This is a genomic window from Companilactobacillus formosensis, from assembly GCF_005405305.1.
In the GTDB taxonomy this organism is placed as follows: domain Bacteria; phylum Bacillota; class Bacilli; order Lactobacillales; family Lactobacillaceae; genus Companilactobacillus; species Companilactobacillus formosensis.
On sequence record NZ_BJDU01000005.1, the window covers coordinates 133,485 to 152,004 of the forward strand.

Genomic DNA, 18,520 nt, shown 5'->3' on the forward strand with positions numbered 1-18,520 from the left:
TATGAATTATAGTCTCTTATTTAATTCTTCGCCAAGTTCTTCGTAACCAGGACGGCCAAGTAGACCAAACATGTTCTTCTTATATGCTTCAACACCTGGTTGGTTGAATGGGTTGATACCGTTCAAGTAACCAGAAATACCAACAGCAATTTCGAAGAAGTACATTAAGTAACCTAGGTTATAAGCATCTTGTTTTTCAATGTGAACTGTCATAACTGGAACGCCGCCGTCAGTGTGAGCTAGAACAACACCTTCGTAAGCCTTCTTGTTAACGAAGTCCATTGACTTGTTTTCCAAGTACTTCAAACCATCAAGGTTATCTTTTTCAGCAGGGATCTTAACGTCATGTCTTGGTGTGTCGATCAAAACAACAGTTTCCATCAAGTTACGACGACCTTCTTGAATGTATTGACCTAATGAGTGCAAGTCAGTTGAGAAGTTAGCTGATGATGGGTAGATACCTTTTTGATCTTTACCTTCAGATTCACCCATCAATTGCTTCCACCATTCACCAAAGTATTGAACGTTTGGTTCGTAGTTTTCTAGCAATTCTGTTGTGTAACCTTTACGGTACAAGATGTTTCTCAAAGCAGCATACTTGTAAGCATCGTTCTTTGTAAGATCAGCTGATGAGTAGTCTGTACGAGCTTGTGCAGCACCTTCCATCAACTTGTCGATGTCGATACCAGCAACGGCGATTGGCAATAGACCAACAGCTGTAAGAACTGAGAAACGACCACCGATATCGTCAGGAACAACGAATTCTTCGTAGCCTTCAGCATCTGATTCTGTCTTCAAAGCACCCTTAGCACGATCTGTTGTAGCGTAGATACGTTCCTTAGCACCTTCAACACCATACTTTTCAATCAACTTAGCTTTCAAAATTCTGAAAGCGATTGAAGGTTCTGTTGTTGTACCAGATTTAGAAATGATGTTAACACTGAAATCACGGTCGCCGATAACATCAAGTAAATCAGCTAAGTAATTTGGAGAAATTGAGTTACCACAGAAGTAAACTTCTGGAACATCTTTTTCATTCTTAACATTGTAGAATGATGAACTTAGGAAGTCGATTGCAGCACGGGCACCTAAGTATGAACCACCAATACCGATACCAATGAAGACTTCTGAGTCTGATTGGATCTTCTTAGCAGCTTTCTTAATACGGGCAAATTCATCTTTGTCATAGTCAACAGGCAAATCGATGAAACCACGGAAGTCAGCACCGGCACCGGTACCCTTACGTAGTTCTTCATCAGCAGCATTAACTAATGCTTGCATTTCGCCAACTTCGTTCTCATGAACGAACTTGCTCAATTTTGAATCATCAAATTTAATTTGAGTCATTTATCTCTCTCCTCCATATATATCGTCAAATCTAAGATTAATCATTTTCGAAGAAAATTTCAAATTTTTATTAGCTTTTTTATCCATTTTCCCAAAAAATATAATAAATACCCTACCACAGCACCTAGAGTATTGAAGATAACATCATCAATATCAGTAACGCCGGTGTTTAAAACAAATTGTAAAGCTTCAATTGACACTGAAATCATCGCACCCATTAAGACAACTTGCAGAAAGTTGAGGTGGCGCTTACTTAATGCGGGAATGAAAAATCCCATCGGTACGAACCACACAATATTACCATACAAATTATAAAAAAAGTCGACCAATGACTTAGCATCTGCTAACTTCATCGTTTCTATCAGTGGAATGGTATTTATATCAGATAAGGGACGGTGCCAGAAAAATTTGAACTGCCATATGAAATAGCCATCTCGAAAAACTGTCAAAGCAAAAAGTAGGAAAACATAAAAAACGAACACGCTGAGCCAAAACTCATACCAAAAGGTAGTATTTCTTTTCTTTATTTTAACCCAGATATACCTTAAAATTATAAAAATTAAAGTATATAATATTGCTTTATCAACAGCGTAAAAAGAAAGCCGAATCAATGGAAAATGATTAAATTTTGTTGCAAAACGCGCATATATGTAACTATACAATGGTCCTAAAAATATCATTTTGCTCATTCTTTCCCACTTTTTACCTATAACGTATTATACTAACAATTAAGTGATTTATTTAGTCTTTAAATAGATTTATTTAAGAATTTTTAAAAACAAGGAATTTCTAATGAATAAATTAAAAAATATCTTGAACAAGCGACTAGGCTTTATGGCCCTATTAGTTGCTTTACTATGGATCAAAACTATTATTGCCTATTACTGTGATTTTTCACTAGGCGTTTCGGACCCGTTACAACATTTCATTTTAATAATTAATCCTATTGCAACAGCCGTTATACTTTTGAGCATAGCGTTATACATCAATCGCTCCAAAATTTCCTATATCGTTATGGGCTTCATTTATCTTCTAGAATCCGCTCTTTTATACGGTAACATTCTTTATTACCGAGAATTTAGTGATTTTCTATCTTTTAATACTATTGCTGGAGCTACTAAAGTCTCCAAAGGTCTCGGGGGCAGTGCTGCTAACCTAGTTCAAATCCATGATTTTATTTATGGATTGGATTTCATTATTTTAGCAATTTTGTTACTTACCCATTATATCAAAATTGATCCCCAACCTATGAAAAAATTAACTGCAATTGCAACAACTTTTCTAGGTATTTTTCTTTTCTCGTTAAATTTAACTATTGCTGAAAGTAATCGTCCACAATTATTAGGTCGAACTTTTGATCGTGCCTACATCGTTAAATATTTAGGCTTAAATAGCTTTCTAGCCTATGATTCAATTAAAACAGTTCAAAATAATCAAGTACGTTCGGAAGCCGTCGGAACCGATATGGATGATGTTTTAACTGAGGTCAAGAAAAATTATGCCAAACCAAATCCAGCATACTTTGGCAAAGCTAAAGGTAAAAATATCATTGTAATCCACTTGGAAAGTTTTCAACAATTTCTCATTAATTACAAGGTTAATGGCCAAGAAGTTACACCGTTTTTGAATAGTCTTTACAGTGATAAAAACACGATGTCCTTTGATAATTTTTATCATGAGGTTGGTCAAGGGAAAACTAGTGATGCTGAGAACATGTTAGAGACGGGACTCTTCGGATTGCCAGAGGGTTCTCTCTTCTCAAAACTCGGTAGTGACAACACTTTCCAGGCTGCACCAGCTATTCTTGGACAAAAAGAAGGCTATACTAGTGCCGTTTTCCATGGAAATATTGGAAGTTTTTGGAATCGTGATAATGTCTATAAAAACATGGGCTACGACTATTTCTTTGATTCAAATTACTTTAACAAAACAGCTGATTCTAGTCTGGAATATGGAATGAAAGATAAATTGATGCTTTCAGAAAGTGTTAAGTATCTTGAACAGTTGCAACAACCTTTCTACACTAAATTTATTACCGTTACTAACCACTATCCATTTGAATTGCCCGATGAAGATAATGATGGTTTCCAAGCACCTAATACAAGCAACAGTGCCGTTAATAATTACTTTTTGACTGCGCACTACTTGGACAATGCTCTACAAGAATTCTTCAATTATCTAAAATCTAGCGGAATTTATGATAATTCCATGATTGTTCTTTACGGTGATCATTACGGCCTTTCCAACAGTCAAAATCCCGACCTAGCTCCATTATTGGGTGTCGATACGAATGATTGGTCTGACTTCAATGATTCACAAATGCAAAAGGTTCCTTTTATGATTCATATGAAAGGTCTTAAAGGCGGCGTCAATCACTCTTATGGTAGCGAAATCGATGTCTTGCCAACTATTTTGCATTTAGCTGGGATCAATACTAAACAGTACATTCAATTAGGAACTGATCTATTATCGAAACAACACAATCAAATCGTTATCTTCAGGAATAAGAATTTTGTTACACCACACTACACTGTCCTAAAGAATAGTGATGGCAATCCTGAAGTTTATAAAAACAAAACTGGTGAATTAGTTGATTTAAGTCAAAATCCTAAATTAAAGGAAAAAGTAGCTAAATGGCAACAATACGTTAATGATAAATTGAAACTATCCGATACGATCAACAACAAGAATCTTTTGCGATTCTACACACCAAACGGTTTTACTCCAGTCGATAGTAAAGAATACAATTATCAAAATGAGATTCAAAAACTAGTCGCTACTAGAAATGATCTTGGATTGAAATCTACCAGCGTTTATTCACAAAATGGCAACAAATCAACTACTAACCTTTACTCAACCGATGCACCTGAACTAAACGGTGATCGATCTGTAATTGATAGCTGGTCCAGTGTTCTCAAAGGAAAAAATGATTCTACTAAGTAAGTCAGCGGAAGCTGGCTTTTTTTCTTTTCCGAAATAACGTATTATTTAATCATTGAATTAATTTAGTTATGAGGGATATTATGCAAAAAATAAAATCCATATTGAACACGCGACTGGGATTCATGAGTTTCTTAGTTGTTTGTCTATGGTTAAAAACAGTGGTTACTTATTTTTTAGACTTTGGTTTAACTATCAATAACTTATGGCAATACTTTTTCATGATAGTTAACCCTTTGGCAACACTGGTTTTTTTATTAGGATTAGCTCTTTACATCAACAAACCAAAAATTTCATATTTAGTAATGGGATTTATTTATCTAGCCGACTCTATTTTTATTTACGCTAATTTACTCTATTATCGCGAAATGGCCGACTTTATCTCGGTCAGTACAATGCTTGGTGTCACTAAAGTTGCTAAGGGATTAGGCGCTAGTACTCTAAGCTCGATGCAGCCGAGAGATTTAATCTACTTAATAGACTTTGCAGTGATAATTTTATTATTCGCAACTCATTTTGTAAAAATCGACCAACGACCATTTAGAAAACTCAACGCTCTAGCCACTAGTATGCTTGGAATTGCACTATTCTCTGCCGATTTAGCAGGTTCTGAAGCTAATCGACCACAATTATTAGGAAGAACTTTTGACCACTCTTATATTGTCCAATATCTCGGTATCAATTCATTCTTAGGCTATGATTCAGTTCGCTCAGTCCAAAACAATCAAGTACGCTCTAATGCTACTGAAGCTGAAGTCGATGACGTCTTAGATTATGTTAACAATAATTATGCCAAACCAAATCCCAAGTATTTTGGTAAAGCTAATGGCAAAAATATCATCATCATCCACCTAGAAAGTTTCGAACAATTTTTAATCGGTATGAAAGTTAACGGACAAGAAGTTACGCCATTTCTAAATAGTCTTTACAATGACCAAAATACCCTTTCGTTTGATAACTTTTTCAATGAAGTTGGTAATGGTCGGACAAGTGATGCGGAAACAATGCTCGAATCAGGTTTATTCGGATTACCTGAAGGTTCATTTTTCCAAAAACTTGGTGGCGACAACACTTTCCAATCTGCCCCAGCAATTTTAGCCCAACAAAAAGGTTATACGAGTGCTGTTTTCCACGGTAATATTGGAAGTTTTTGGGGACGAAACATTACCTACAAAAACATGGGTTACAATTATTTCTTCGACAAAAGTTACTACGACACCAAAGATTCTGATAGCTTGTCGCTAAATGGTTATGGTGTTAAGGACAAGTTGCTCTTTTCTGAAGGAGTCAAATATCTAGAACAAATGCAACAACCCTTCTACACCAAATTCTTAACTATCACTAATCACGTCGGCTATCAATTTTCTGATGAAGACAACGCCGGTTTCCAAACTTCTGACAACGAAAATTCTACTGTAAATGACTACTTCAAAACTGCCCATTATCTCGATAAATCCGTCGAAGAATTTTTCAATTACTTAAAAGCTTCTGGCTTAGAAAAAAATACTATGGTTGTACTTTACGGTGATCATTACGGCTTAAATGACGAACAACACCAAGCTCTTTCAACAATGATCGGTAAAACTCCGGAGACTTGGACAAAATTTGACAACGCTCAAATGCAGCGCGTTCCTTTTATGATTCATATGGACGGACTAAAGGGTGGAATTAATCATACTTATGGTGGCGAGATCGATGTTCTGCCAACAATCTTACATCTAGCCGGGGTCAATACTAAATCGTACGTACAGTTATCTACTTTCCAAGCAACATAATTCAATCGTTGCCTTCAGAAAGAAAAGCTTCGTAACGCCAAAATACACTGTCATCAGAAATGGAACCTCGACTACCGTTTACACGAATGAAACTGGTGAAGAAGTCGATATGCGCAATAACCCTGAATTAGTCACTAAAGTTGCTAAATGGGAAGAAGATGTTGATACTAAACTCAAGACCTCTGACAATATCAATAACAAAAACTTGCTTCGCTTCTATACGCCAAAGGGATTCACTCCCACCGACCCGAATAATTATTCTTATTTGAATCAAGTACAACAAATGGAAGAACTCCGTAACAAACTCGGAGATAAATCAACTAGTCTTTATTCAAAGAATGGCAATAAATCAACAACTGATCTTTACACGACTGATGCAGTACAACTACAAAATGACCGTACGCCAATCGACAGTTGGGACTATTTAAATCAAAAATAAAAAAACTCCAATAAATACCTAAGAATTTAGGGCTTATTGGAGTTTTCTTAATAAGAAGACATTTTTATTTAATCTGATATCTTAAGATAGTTTTTAATTTATCGGGTGCAACTCGACGGGCATCTGACAAATAAATTTCACGATGAACTTTAGATATACGCTGTTTGTTTTCACTAGCAACCAAATCGTCAATTTTCTCAAAGCTAGCAGGTTCATCATCATAACTACCAACATGCAGTATTTGAGCTACTTCCATAGCCGGATACTCTTTGATTTCAAGATTATCTATTTCGGGCAAAGATTTCTTTTCTTTGACTGCTTGCAAGGCTGATTTGACTAAATCATCAGAAACAAAATCTGGAATTCTAATCATAATGTCATAACTGAATTCATTTTTATCTAAATAATCTAATTGTTGACCTTTTTTCGTTAATGACCAAACTCCTTCCAATGGAAATACCACATAGTCGTCATATTCTTGAGAGTTTGCTACTTTTTTATACGCACCTTTAATTCCATACGCAGCTGGATATAACACTTGAATCTTTTGAGAAAATTCAGAACCGTTAGGATTACCGATCCCAGATAGTGAAATAAATTTTTGCTTTGGAATATTTAATATCACTGGTTTTTTCTTAGTAGAATAAAAATCACGTTCGAGCTTACGCCATTCATATTTCATTAGTTAATCCTCCGTAGTATATATCAAAAAAGTACACCAAAATGGTGTACTTTACTAGTCTTGTTTCTGTTCATCTTTCTTATGTTCAAAACCTTCATCAAATAAGGTCACAGTAAAGGTTGTTCCTTCATTGAGTTTACTTTTGACCTCAATTTCACCACCATGATTTTCTACCAATTGATGGACGATTGAAAGTCCAAGTCCTGACTCACCATACTTACGATTCTTACGAGATGGATCAGCCTTATAATAACGGTCCCAAATATTCTTAACTTGATCTTCTGACATCCCGATACCAGTATCAGAAATTATGAAGACTGAAGCGTGGCGTTCTTCATTACGACTACCACTAATAAAAATCTTGCCGTTATTAGTAAATTGAATGGCATTTTGCATGATGTTAAAAATAACTTGTACAAAACGATCGTAATCAGCATAAGTCTTCAGTTCACCCTCATAAGGTTTCAAAATCAATTCATCGCCAGCGGTCTTAGCCTTTTTATCCAATTGTGAAGTTATATCATGCAATGGCTTATTAGCATCGAAAACTCGTTTAGCCATAGTGATTTGGTTAGTTCTAATTTTTTCATAATCCAAATTTTCATTGACTAATCGAATCAAACGCTTAGTCTCATTACGCATCAATTGAATACTTTGACCTTTAGACTCTTCAGGAATAGCATCATAAGCTAATCCCTCCAAAAGTCCATTAATAGTCGTTAGCGGCGTTCTCATTTCATGGGAAGCATCAGCCATGAATTCCTTACGACGTTGTTCCTGACGCTTAATTTCAGTATCAGAGGCTTCTAGTGACTTAACCATTTGGTTGAAATCATCCGCCAAATCGTCCAATTCATCGCGACCCTTACTTTCAATGTGCACTGAGAAATCATTGTTAGCAACTTTCTTCGTTGCACCACGTAGACGGTTGATTCGGTCGACTTGATACCTAGATAATATGAAGCTCAAAAGTATCGCAGCCAAAAGAGAAATCAATAGGGCAAAATAAAGTCGACTGTTAATTTCACCAATATTAGTCTGCAACTCAGAAACATCTGATCCAGCCCAAACTGCTGCTATCAATTTACCATTTTGGAACCACGGCGTTAAGACATAAACATAACTGCGATTGTCGTCTTTTCGCAACCTTGGATTACCCTCAGCATTCTGTGACTTTTGGATATTACGGATCGTCTTACCTTGTTTGAGTTTTTTCCAGTATGATTGTTTCAAGTGCAATTTTACATTTGTTGGCGGCGTTGGATAGACTTGATCATTGTTATAATCAAAAATAGCGAATTGAACATTTCTCTCTGATAAGACTTGCTCAACCGTTCTAATATTGTCGCCAGTAATATTATGAATCTGCCCAGTTTTAGGATCAGTTTTCAAAGCTATCTTTTCCAGATTACCAGCATAACTTTCCAGACTCTTGTAAGTTCGATTGTATTCCCAATTAGTGGCCGCACTAGTGACGGAATACAAAATAATCCCAAGAGTCGTCAAAATAACGATCAAAAAACTCAGCATATTTTGATAGATTAATTTCATTATGCCTTATTCTTTGCTCCTGTATCATCGAATTTGTAGCCAACACCCCAAACTGTTTCGATAACTTGAGGTCCAACTTTTTCAATCTTTTGACGCAATTTCTTAATGTGGGCATCAACGGTTCTTTCTTCACCGAAATAATCGTAATCCCAAACTTGTTCTAGCAATTGTTCACGTGAGAAAACTTGTTTAGGCTTACTTGCTAAAGTCTTCAACAAGTCAAATTCCTTCGGTGTTAAATCAGGAATCTCTTTGCCATTCAAATAAGCTTCACGAGTATTTGAGTTTAATTTGAAGAAACCAGTATTGATGTCAAAACCGTCGTCAGCTTCTTCTACTTCAGCGTTAACGGGAGTTGATTCAGCCAATTTTTCAGCCATATTTTCATCACGACGGTGAATAGCTTTCATTCTGGCAATCAAAGTAATTGGACTGAATGGCTTGGTGACATAATCATCGGCACCAAATTCCAAACCGAGCACTTGGTCACTTTCGGTATCACGAGCTGTTAACATAATAATTGGAACAGTTTTAGAGACTTTTCTAATTTCTTTGGCAACTTCCATCCCGTCTTTTCCAGGTAAGTTCAAGTCTAAGGTGATCATATCCCATTTATCTGGGTCTTCATTAAACATATCAACCGCTTCATTGCCATCATAGGCAAAACTTGCTTCCCATTTTTCCTTTTGGAAGAACATGCCCATCATTTCAGAAACGGACTTGTTATCCTCAATCATTAATATTTTCATAAACATATCACTCCATATGTGAGATTTGACTATATCATTACAATAAAAATTGTTACCATATTACTAGTATACAAAATAAAATTAAGTTGGTGATTTTTTGCAAAATAATTATCGTGGTACCGTCTTCTTTGATTTGGACGGAACTCTTCTAAACGCCCAATCTCGAGTGGATGACTCTGTAGCAACAGCGGTCCACCAATTAAAAGAGAATGGCTACTTACCAGTTATCAGTACTGGACGTTCTCCTATCGAAATTTCGGCTGCCACTAGTACGACTGGTATTGATACTTATATTACTTTAAATGGCGCATTTGTCCAATCACAGGATAAAGTTATTTATCAAAATAATATTAAACCTGAATTAATAAAACAAGTTATCGAGCAAGCAAAAGCATTCGGTGACAGTGTCAGCATGCACTCTCCGACTGAATCATTTCTCAATGAAGCTAGTCCTTTCGTTGAAGAATTTTATCATGCTGTTGACATCGATTTACCTTCAATCGACCCACTCTTTTATCAAAGAGGCGACGTTCCTATGGTTGTCGTAGTATCTGATGGTGATTCGAAACGTTATCAAGAAAAATTCCCTGAATTAAAATTCTATAAAACTGGTCCTTATTCAATCGATACGGTTGAAAAAGACGTTTCTAAGATGAGCGGTATCAAACATCTTATTAAAGGCCTAGAACTAGAAGACAAACCGGTTTATGCATTTGGCGATGGAACTAACGACTTACCTATGATCAAATATGCTGATTATGGGATTGCCATGGGTAATGGTATAGATTCGGTCAAGGACGCTGCTACTTATATTACCACTGAAAACGTTAACGGTGGTATTGTTAACGGCTTAAAACATTACAATTTAATCTAAACTAAAGAGGATGACACTTACTAAAGTATCATCCTCTTTTTAACTTAAATTAAGCTTTAATAACTACCTTGCCCATCATGTGACCGGCTTCTACCAATTGTGTAGCTTTTTTAATATTTTCCAGATTAAAGCCATGGAAGACTTTCGTTACTGTTGAAGTAATCATGCCACTATCTAGACCTTGAGCTAATTTTTCTAGATAATCGCCTTGTGTGGACATTGAATCCAACTTGAATTTAGCTTTAGTAAACATCCATTCCCATGCAAAATTAACCGACTTTTGTTTTAAATCAGCAATTTGTGATTCACGTAAATTAGTAATTGTGGCGAAAGTTCCAAATGGTTTAATCAATTCAACAATTTCAGACCAGTGTGGGTCGTTATCACTCAAACCTAAAATATAGTCAACATTCTTAATTCCTAAATCATGAACTTGCTTGATCAAGTCGTGGTGATGGTTGACTACCAGATCAGCTCCTAAGTCTTTGACCCAGTTTACCTTTTCTGGTGTCGAAGCAGTAGCAATTACTCTCAAACCGGCTATATGTGCCAATTGAATGGCAATCGAACCGACACCACCAGCACCATTGATAATCAAAACAGTTTTAGCCCGATTATCTTGTGCAGGATTGATCTGTAATTTTTCAAATAGCAATTCACTAGCCGTCAAAGTTACTAATGGCATAGCGACACTTTTTTCAACTGATGTTTTCTTTGGTGCATGAGCTACGATTCGTTCATCAATCAATTCATATTCTTGATAAGAACCATCACGAGTATAATCACCGGCGAAGAAAACTTTATCGCCAACTTGGAAATTTTTAACCTCACTGCCGACAGCATCGACTACGCCATAACCGTCATAACCTAAAATCTTAGGATCCGACAATTCGTCAGCAATTTTCTTTCTAGTAGCGATATCCACCGGATTGATCGAAATACCCTCAATTTTGACTAACAAGTCTCTTCCAGTAGGATTTTCTTTAGTTTTTTCAAATTCTGTAAAGCTTTCAAATTTATTATTAGTAATGCCGAATGCTTTCATTTATTACCCTTCTTTTTAATAGCTTTCCTTAATTGTAAAACAAAAAATCCGTTAACTCCAAATTAATGGTGAAAACGGATTTATAATTATTCGAATGTATTTGTTTAACCAATAATCTCAACAGTTGCACTAGTAATTCCATATGAAGGAATCATACTATTTGGCATTGCCATATCGATTTGGTATGGATTGTCATAGGCAAATGTTCCAGTATCGTTAACTGTACGATAATAGACATCTCCTTGAGCTGTAGTAATCTTCAAACGTGATCCTCGTGGAATAACATTTAAGTTCGTAGCAACTCCTGAATAACCCATATCTGACCCTAAAACAGCTGGATCATAAAAACTGATTTTGAAAGTCCCAACATTGCGACCACTTGATTGCATTTCTACAGGTGGTTCGGCAGCAGCTTGTGTAATAGCTTGTTGTGATTGTTCAATTTGTTCTGGTTGTGATTCTTGAACTGGTGCATGATCAACCTCAACTTCTTGTTGAAGTGTTTCTACATCAGCCATATTTGGATCTTTTTCACTGTGACTAATACCTGGCATGAATTCCTTGTTACCTGGTAATGATACCTTTTTGTTTAGTGTGTTAGCATCATCATTAACTGTTTGATGTGTTTCCAAATTAGTTAATGTTTTATGAAAATCCGTTGTATTACTTACTTGTTCAGTTGATGTATCGGCAGCATATGCGACTGTATATCCCATTCCCCCTGTGACGATCAAACTGATAATAAGTAGTGCATCTAATTTAATTTGCTTTAGCAACTAATCTCTCCCCGGTTTTATGTTTACCAGAGGACACTATACAAGATAAATGTAACAAACATATTACAGACACAATAAAAAAATTCCAGCGAACTAAATTTCTGTAATCTTTTTGTAATGAGATTCATATTTTTTCATATTATTTAGAGTATTTTGACAAAAGTGGTGAATTTTAACATATCGTGAATTATTTATCAATATTTTTGTGACCGATTACTAGATTTCAAAAAAATATTTTTGTTTGCGAGAACAAATATTTGTTGAATATTTTTTTTTATGCTAATTTAGAAATATCGAAGGATATGGAGGAATTTTATATGTCAAAAAAAATTGCTGTTGTAGTTGGTAGTTTACGTAAGGGATCATTCTCAAAGCAAATTGCTAAGAATGTTATGAAGTTATTCCCTAGCGACTACGAACCAGAATTTGTCGAGATCGGTAACCTACCACTTTACAATGAAGATATCGATACACCTGAAAATGTTCCTGCAGAATATACTGCATTCAGAGACCAAATCAAAGAAGCTGCCGGTGTTTTATTCGTCACACCTGAATATAATCGTTCAATTCCTGGTGGCTTGAAGAACGCTATTGATGTCGGTTCTCGCCCTTATGGTCAAAGTGCTTGGGACAAGAAGCCTGCTGCTGTAATCAGTGTTTCACCTGGTGCTATTAGTGGTTTCGGTGCTAACCATGCTCTACGTCAATCATTAGTATTCTTGAACATGCCAACATTGCAACAACCAGAAGCTTACATCGGAAACGTTACAAAGATTCTTGATGAAGACGGCAACGTTGCTGAAGGTACAGTTGGTTTCTTACAAAGTATCGTTGATGCTTACGTTGAATTATTAAACAGATATTAATTAACACAAAAAGCGAATCAATTCCTAATCGAATTGGTTCGCTTTTTTACGTCTAAAATTTTAATTTCAAAACTGCTCTCAAAACATTGATTGCAGACTTCTGCAAATCGCCTAAATATAAATCGTTGTTGTCTTTCCATTTACCAGAAAGCAAAACATGGTTATTATCAATAATTTGAGCCACACCATCATATACCCAATCCTTGAGACGATCCTTTAATTTAGATTCGTCACCAATTCTAAGTTTTACTATTACTTCTCCTTCATTATCAACCACGAAGTCATTCCACATTTCTGTTTCAACATTACGTTTCTTTAAGAAGTCATAGTCGTGTTTGATCAATAAATTGCCCTGTTCATCAAATTCTGGCCCAAAATTAGTTACTGCACTCATCAATTCTGATTTTGAATTACCAGGCATGATTAAATCATTTCCAGCATGCATGCTTTGTTTAGGGTCGGCTGAACTGAACCAATCTGTCATGACTAATCCATCAAAATGCCATTCATCACGTAAAACATTCGTTAATAATTCAAAGTTTGCACCTGAAAAGATTCCATTGACACGATTGTAAGACGTCATGATAGCAATTGGTGCACAAGTCTTGACAGCAATTTCAAAATTACGTAAATAAATTTGACGTAGAGCTTGTTCGCCAATAACACTATTTCCATAATTTCGATGACTCTCTTGATTATTACCGAAGAAATGCTTGATTGTCACGCCGATACCGTGATGCGTTTGAACACCCTTAGTTTCAAAGGCAGCCATTGTTCCTGATAAGTATGGATCTTCAGAAAAATACTCAAAATTACGACCACCGAGTGGATCACGATGAATATTCATTCCAGGATCCAACCACAAATCAATTCCAAATTCTTTTAATTCTGTTCCAACGGCAAAACCAACTTTTTCAATCAAATCTTTATTCCAAGTTTGTGCTAAAGCTGTTCCAATTGGCCAAGCTGTCGCAAAATGTTCAATTACTTGGTCATTTTGTTTATAAACAGGTTCAACTCTAACTCCTGCAGGCCCATCAGCCATAACAATTGGTGGAATCTTCTTATTTTTGATTGTGCCAGTCTGACCAGCAGCACCAGGAACTAAATCAGAAGAAATCCCAACGACGCCATTTTTATTAGCTGACATTTGGCCTTCTACTAAATTAACCAATTCTTGATCGGTTAGACTGGCGACAAATTCGGCTAATTCAACATCGCCACTACTTACATCATCAAAAGTTTTTCCCGTAGCATTACGAACATGTTCAATAATTTGATTTAACCCTTTACCAGGCAAATCTTCACGTTTTTCAACAAAAGTTGTCACATCATTTTTTTCTTGATAATGAGCAAATTTTGTCTCTGGAAAATTAATAGCCTTTAATAAGAAGAAAGGCACTCCACTGACGTTCTTCAAAGATACTTTATTAGTTGTCAAAGTAGTTGGATCAATTCTTGGTACTAATAAATTATCAACTTTTTCTAAGATAACCTTCTCATCTAATTTGAAACTCGCAACTACTTGTGTATTTTTCGAACTATTACCCACTCGCAAATAATAAGTTCCCGGCATCAAAACGTAAGCACCCAATTCACTGTCAAAAATATTCAAGTCAGACATCGGAACAGTAAATTCCAAAGTTTGGCGGGCACTAGGACGTAGTGAGGTTGTTTTTTGATAAGCTACCAAATCTTGATAAGGTGTTGGAATATCAGTTTGAGGCTTTGAAACATAAACTTGTACTGTCTCTTGACCAGAGAATTTCTCACTGCTATTCTCAACTGCAACTTGTAGACGAATCCGTTGTTCGTTGACATTGACTTTTTGCGTCTTTAAGAAAAACTTCGCATAACTTTGACCAAAACCAAATTCAAAACGCGGTTTAATTTGAAAACTGTCAAAATAACGGTATCCGACATAAATTCCTTCAACATATTCTGGATTAGACATCCCAAAATTTTCGGAACTAGGATAATCTTCATAGTTATAAGCCCAAGTATCAGTCAATTTACCAGAAGGAGTCTTAGTACCATCGAGAATTTCTGCCACAGCATCGCCAGTCGTCATCCCCAATTGAGAAACCAAAACAACACTATCAAGCATTGGACATTGATCGATGAAACTAGTATCCATCACCCCACCGACATTTAATAGGACAATACTATTAGAATAAAATTGACTCATTTGGATGATATTTGATAACTCATTATCAGTTAACTTAAAATCACCTTTGCGATTGCGACGGTCATAGTTTTCACCAGATACACGAGAAATCACATAAATCCCCGTTGCTGCATCCTCAAATTCAGCAATCTCTGGATCTTTAAAAGTGAACCCTGGTGCCAAGATTGCCATCGGGTCGTCCTTTAATTTTTCATCATGCTCACGTTTTTGTTGTTGATAAAAACGTTGCAACCGCATTAGCCAAGACTTTGTTGTCACTGTAAACCCAGCATTTTCTAAACCTTGCAAAATGCTGGTGACACTTCTTTGATTAACATCACCGGAACCAGTTCCACCTTTCACCGTGGCAAAAGCGCCATGTCCATATAAAGCAATATTTTTATTTTTTAATGGTAAAGTTTGATTTTTATTTTGTAATAAAACGATAGCCTCTTGAGCAGCATCTTTAGCTAACTCTTGATTTTCAAGCTCTCGTTGAGAAATATTTTCCATCTCAAAACCTCTTCTCTGGTGGAAATTTTATTAACTTAATTTTACACTTTTCTATACTAAAGGTCGAAATTCTAAAAAGTATTTTGAATTGTGTGTTAAGATGCCGTCGTCCGTTCGGCCCTGTGATGGCTCAGCCGCCAAATTTTACTTAGCAACTTGTTGCTTAGTAAAAGACCCAGCTTTGAAATGCTGCGCACTTGGTTTATGCAGTAGTTCAAAGTGGCGTCGGCAGCGTTCCAGCCAATCACAGGACTTTTGTGGACGACGGCATCCTTCGCCACATTACCTTATTTAAGAAACTTACTAAACAAAAACTTATGCACGATAACCACAATAGCTAACAAAATAACCCCTATCAAAACTTCGCTAAATAAAAAATTCCATCCCAATGCTTGGAAAATATTCAAAAGTGGATTATTCAAAATCGAAACCAACAATAAAAACAAAATTATGTCTGCTGTATAAATACTCATGTTTTCCTCCATATACTAGCTAATAGTATATCCAAAAATTGTATAATAATAGTAGAAAAAAGTTATACGAGGTGAAAAATGTTAAAGGATAAAAACATTGCAGTCTATGTCAGTGGTGGCATTGCTGCATACAAAACACTCAATGTTGTCAGAGCATTGATCAAACAAAGGGCTAATGTTCAAGTCGTTATGACTAAAGAATCGCAAGAATTCGTCACACCGTTGACCTTCGCTACTTTGAGTCAACGACCTGTCATTACCGATAATTTCACAGCTCAAACTAGTAATGATGACTTTATTCCCCACATCAAATTAGCTCTGTGGACTGATTTAGCCATTGTTGTACCAGCTACTGCCAATATTATCGGAAAAATGGCTAACGGTATTGCTGATGATATCGTCTCAACTAGCTTATTAGCTACTAAAGCTCCTAAGTTGGTTTTTCCAGCAATGAATACTGATATGCTAGAAAATCCCGCTGTTCAAAGAAATCTGCATTTCTTGCAAGCTAATAACGTCAAAGTCATTCAACCAGCAACTGGCTTTCTAGCTGAAGGGATGACTGGTAAAGGTCGACTACCTGAATTAGACCAAATTATGACTGCTATCGAGGAGTTCTTTATTGAGCCTAAACTAAAAGGCAAAAGAGTTATCGTCACTGCTGGTGGTACTAAAGAAGCTATCGATCCAGTTAGATATATTGGCAATCGTTCCTCTGGTAAAATGGGTATCGCGATGGCACAAGTTGCCCGTGATTTAGGTGCTGACGTTACTTTGATCACTAGTGTCAAAACTGAATTATCTGGCGTCAATAAAATCGAAATTCAAACTGCTGATGAATTAATGAAGGCTTTAGAACAAGAATTTCCACAAACTGATGTATTAGTCATGGCCGCTGCAGTTGCTGATTTTAAACCCATGACAGTTGCTGATCAGAAAATCAAGAAAAATCCCAACGAAGATATCTTCACTATCAAATTAACCAAGAATCCTGATATTCTAAAAACTATTGCAGCTACCAAAACTAACCAATTCGTCGTTGGCTTTGCTGCCGAAACGCAAAATCTTTTGGATAACGCTGAAAAGAAACTCAACAGTAAAAATACTGATGTTATCTTAGCCAATAACGTTGCTCAAGCTGGTGCTGGGTTCGGTGTCGATACTAACAAAATGACCCTTTTACAAAAAAATCATACTCCAGAAACTTGGCCCTTGATGTCAAAAATCGACGTTGCTAAGAAATTCTGGGACTTCTATTTACAACAATAATCTCACCCTAACATTTTTACACCCCAACAAAAAAGGCTTAGAAAATCTAATTATGATTTTCTAAGTCTTTTTCTATTGTGGATTTTCTGAATCAGAATAATAAATTGGTTCGGGAGCATCAAAACTAGTTTGTTGTAACCAATCTTTCAAATCTTCTCCGAGTTTTTTTGCCATTTGAGAAGAAACGGCAATTTGTTTTTTAGAAATGTGATTAACGTGAACACCAGCGGTTATCGTACAACTCCCTGGCAAAAAAGGTTGAACTATTTTAGCAATCCGAACAGCTAAAACATCATCTTTGTGAAGTCGACCGTCGTGACTTGGATAACGAATCGTTTGGATTTCAGTATCCTTTGTCAAAGTCGTCACTGTCCCGATATGGGGCGTATCACCACCAGTAATCGTAGCAAATAAATCTTTACCAATCACAAAAATTTCTAAATCCATCGTGTAATTTTCTTGTGTTACTGAGAATTTCATTAAATCCCCTCCCAACGGCCGTCAGAATCATTTTCAATTCTTAAAGCATCTAACTCTTTCATCGTCTGATGATCAACTAAATCTTGAATGGTTTGAGGATGATTATAAAAAGCTGGAATAGGAGGAATCATTTGTACGCCCATTTTAGATAATTTAGTCATATTCTCCAAATGAATCGTATTCAACGGTGTTTCTCTAGGAACAATAATTAGTTTGCGTTGCTCTTTTAGTGTGACATCGGCAGCACGAGAGATTAAATTATCACCGATACCAACAGCAATGCTAGCAACTGTCTTCATACTAGCTGGTACGATTACCATCCCATCGGTCAAAAATGAACCACTGGCAATTGTTGCTCCTAAGTCACTATCGCTATAGAAATAATCTGCCAATTGCTTAATATCCGCTAAAGACATATCAGTTTCTAACTGCAAATTCTTTTTAGCCCAAGCACTCATGACGACATGTGTCTCCACATTTTCAATTTGACTTAATTTCTTCATTAAATCAATTGCATAAATCGTTCCTGAAGCACCAGTAATTCCGATGACAATTTTTCTCTTACGTGCCATAT

General features: G+C 36.1%; 15 protein-coding genes and 1 pseudogene. 5 read left to right on the forward strand and 11 right to left on the reverse strand.

The window, feature by feature from the left end:
- Positions 1–6 precede the first annotated feature (6 nt).
- The gene (locus FFM65_RS07195) at positions 7–1,347 is read right to left on the reverse strand and encodes a glucose-6-phosphate isomerase (protein ID WP_119318284.1); all 1,341 of its coding nucleotides are present in this window, start codon (positions 1,345–1,347) and stop codon (positions 7–9) included.
- A gap of 59 nt (positions 1,348–1,406) precedes the next feature.
- Positions 1,407–2,027 carry a VanZ family protein gene (locus tag FFM65_RS07200; protein ID WP_059075108.1) on the reverse strand — a complete coding sequence of 207 codons (621 nt, stop codon included), beginning with the start codon at positions 2,025–2,027 and terminating at the stop codon, positions 1,407–1,409.
- 112 nt (positions 2,028–2,139) lie between these two features.
- Between FFM65_RS07200 and FFM65_RS07205 the strand changes: the two genes are divergently transcribed.
- The gene (locus tag FFM65_RS07205; RefSeq protein ID WP_119318282.1) at positions 2,140–4,290 is read left to right on the forward strand and encodes an LTA synthase family protein; all 2,151 of its coding nucleotides are present in this window, start codon (positions 2,140–2,142) and stop codon (positions 4,288–4,290) included.
- A gap of 80 nt (positions 4,291–4,370) precedes the next feature.
- Positions 4,371–6,501, forward strand: a pseudogene (locus tag FFM65_RS07210) (LTA synthase family protein).
- A 64-nt stretch (positions 6,502–6,565) separates the two neighbouring features.
- Here the strand turns inward: FFM65_RS07210 and FFM65_RS07215 are convergent.
- From FFM65_RS07215 to FFM65_RS07225, 3 genes are read right to left on the reverse strand one after another with little or no spacing between them, the layout of a single operon-like run.
- A complete protein-coding gene (locus FFM65_RS07215) occupies positions 6,566–7,183 on the reverse strand; it encodes a GyrI-like domain-containing protein (protein WP_119318281.1) in 618 nt (205 codons plus the stop codon).
- A gap of 54 nt (positions 7,184–7,237) precedes the next feature.
- Positions 7,238–8,734 carry an ATP-binding protein gene (locus FFM65_RS07220; protein ID WP_119318280.1) on the reverse strand — a complete coding sequence of 499 codons (1,497 nt, stop codon included), beginning with the start codon at positions 8,732–8,734 and terminating at the stop codon, positions 7,238–7,240.
- Positions 8,734–9,483, reverse strand: coding sequence for a winged helix-turn-helix domain-containing protein (locus FFM65_RS07225; RefSeq protein WP_010020345.1), 750 nt, complete (start codon positions 9,481–9,483; stop codon positions 8,734–8,736). The genes FFM65_RS07220 and FFM65_RS07225 overlap by 1 nt, the downstream gene beginning before the upstream one ends.
- A 97-nt stretch (positions 9,484–9,580) precedes the next feature.
- Here FFM65_RS07225 and FFM65_RS07230 point away from each other — a divergent pair, with 97 nt between their 5' ends.
- Entirely contained in the window at positions 9,581–10,357 is a 777-nt protein-coding gene (locus FFM65_RS07230; RefSeq protein ID WP_119318279.1) for a Cof-type HAD-IIB family hydrolase, read from the forward strand.
- Between the two features lie 49 nt (positions 10,358–10,406).
- On the opposite strand, the gene FFM65_RS07235 is transcribed toward FFM65_RS07230, so the two are convergent.
- Together FFM65_RS07235 and FFM65_RS07240 are read right to left on the reverse strand one after the other, a co-directional pair.
- A complete protein-coding gene (locus tag FFM65_RS07235) occupies positions 10,407–11,402 on the reverse strand; it encodes a zinc-binding alcohol dehydrogenase family protein (protein WP_119318278.1) in 996 nt (331 codons plus the stop codon).
- A 104-nt stretch (positions 11,403–11,506) separates the two neighbouring features.
- Positions 11,507–12,178, reverse strand: coding sequence for a hypothetical protein (locus FFM65_RS07240; protein WP_119318277.1), 672 nt, complete (start codon positions 12,176–12,178; stop codon positions 11,507–11,509).
- A 317-nt stretch (positions 12,179–12,495) separates the two neighbouring features.
- Between FFM65_RS07240 and FFM65_RS07245 the strand changes: the two genes are divergently transcribed.
- Positions 12,496–13,044 carry an NADPH-dependent FMN reductase gene (locus FFM65_RS07245; RefSeq protein WP_119318276.1) on the forward strand — a complete coding sequence of 183 codons (549 nt, stop codon included), beginning with the start codon at positions 12,496–12,498 and terminating at the stop codon, positions 13,042–13,044.
- A gap of 52 nt (positions 13,045–13,096) precedes the next feature.
- Here FFM65_RS07245 and FFM65_RS07250 read toward each other — a convergent pair whose 3' ends face one another.
- A complete protein-coding gene (locus FFM65_RS07250) occupies positions 13,097–15,724 on the reverse strand; it encodes a glycoside hydrolase family 3 protein (RefSeq protein WP_119318275.1) in 2,628 nt (875 codons plus the stop codon).
- A gap of 287 nt (positions 15,725–16,011) precedes the next feature.
- A complete protein-coding gene (locus tag FFM65_RS07255) occupies positions 16,012–16,197 on the reverse strand; it encodes a hypothetical protein (RefSeq protein WP_119318274.1) in 186 nt (61 codons plus the stop codon).
- Positions 16,198–16,275: 78 nt separating this feature from the next.
- Between FFM65_RS07255 and coaBC the strand changes: the two genes are divergently transcribed.
- Complete coding sequence (gene coaBC / locus FFM65_RS07260) at positions 16,276–17,466, forward strand: bifunctional phosphopantothenoylcysteine decarboxylase/phosphopantothenate--cysteine ligase CoaBC (protein WP_119318273.1); 1,191 nt, start codon at positions 16,276–16,278, stop codon at positions 17,464–17,466.
- Positions 17,467–17,538: 72 nt separating this feature from the next.
- Here the strand turns inward: coaBC and lpdD are convergent, their stop codons facing one another.
- The gene (gene lpdD, locus FFM65_RS07265) at positions 17,539–17,946 is read right to left on the reverse strand and encodes a prenylated flavin chaperone LpdD (RefSeq protein WP_119318272.1); all 408 of its coding nucleotides are present in this window, start codon (positions 17,944–17,946) and stop codon (positions 17,539–17,541) included.
- Positions 17,946–18,518 carry a UbiX family flavin prenyltransferase gene (locus FFM65_RS07270; protein WP_119318271.1) on the reverse strand — a complete coding sequence of 191 codons (573 nt, stop codon included), beginning with the start codon at positions 18,516–18,518 and terminating at the stop codon, positions 17,946–17,948. The genes lpdD and FFM65_RS07270 overlap by 1 nt, the downstream gene beginning before the upstream one ends.
- Positions 18,519–18,520 lie beyond the last annotated feature (2 nt).

Coding starts and splice junctions, on each gene's coding strand:
- FFM65_RS07195 (WP_119318284.1), bottom strand. CDS start 1,347: ATGACTCAAATTAAATTTGATGATTCAAAATTGAGCAAGTTCGTTCAT.
- FFM65_RS07200 (WP_059075108.1), bottom strand. CDS start 2,027: ATGATATTTTTAGGACCATTGTATAGTTACATATATGCGCGTTTTGCA.
- FFM65_RS07205 (WP_119318282.1), top strand. CDS start 2,140: ATGAATAAATTAAAAAATATCTTGAACAAGCGACTAGGCTTTATGGCC.
- FFM65_RS07215 (WP_119318281.1), bottom strand. CDS start 7,183: ATGAAATATGAATGGCGTAAGCTCGAACGTGATTTTTATTCTACTAAG.
- FFM65_RS07220 (WP_119318280.1), bottom strand. CDS start 8,734: ATGAAATTAATCTATCAAAATATGCTGAGTTTTTTGATCGTTATTTTG.
- FFM65_RS07225 (WP_010020345.1), bottom strand. CDS start 9,483: ATGAAAATATTAATGATTGAGGATAACAAGTCCGTTTCTGAAATGATG.
- FFM65_RS07235 (WP_119318278.1), bottom strand. CDS start 11,402: ATGAAAGCATTCGGCATTACTAATAATAAATTTGAAAGCTTTACAGAA.
- FFM65_RS07245 (WP_119318276.1), top strand. CDS start 12,496: ATGTCAAAAAAAATTGCTGTTGTAGTTGGTAGTTTACGTAAGGGATCA.
- FFM65_RS07250 (WP_119318275.1), bottom strand. CDS start 15,724: ATGGAAAATATTTCTCAACGAGAGCTTGAAAATCAAGAGTTAGCTAAA.
- FFM65_RS07255 (WP_119318274.1), bottom strand. CDS start 16,197: ATGAGTATTTATACAGCAGACATAATTTTGTTTTTATTGTTGGTTTCG.
- coaBC (WP_119318273.1), top strand. CDS start 16,276: ATGTTAAAGGATAAAAACATTGCAGTCTATGTCAGTGGTGGCATTGCT.
- lpdD (WP_119318272.1), bottom strand. CDS start 17,946: ATGAAATTCTCAGTAACACAAGAAAATTACACGATGGATTTAGAAATT.
- FFM65_RS07270 (WP_119318271.1), bottom strand. CDS start 18,518: ATGGCACGTAAGAGAAAAATTGTCATCGGAATTACTGGTGCTTCAGGA.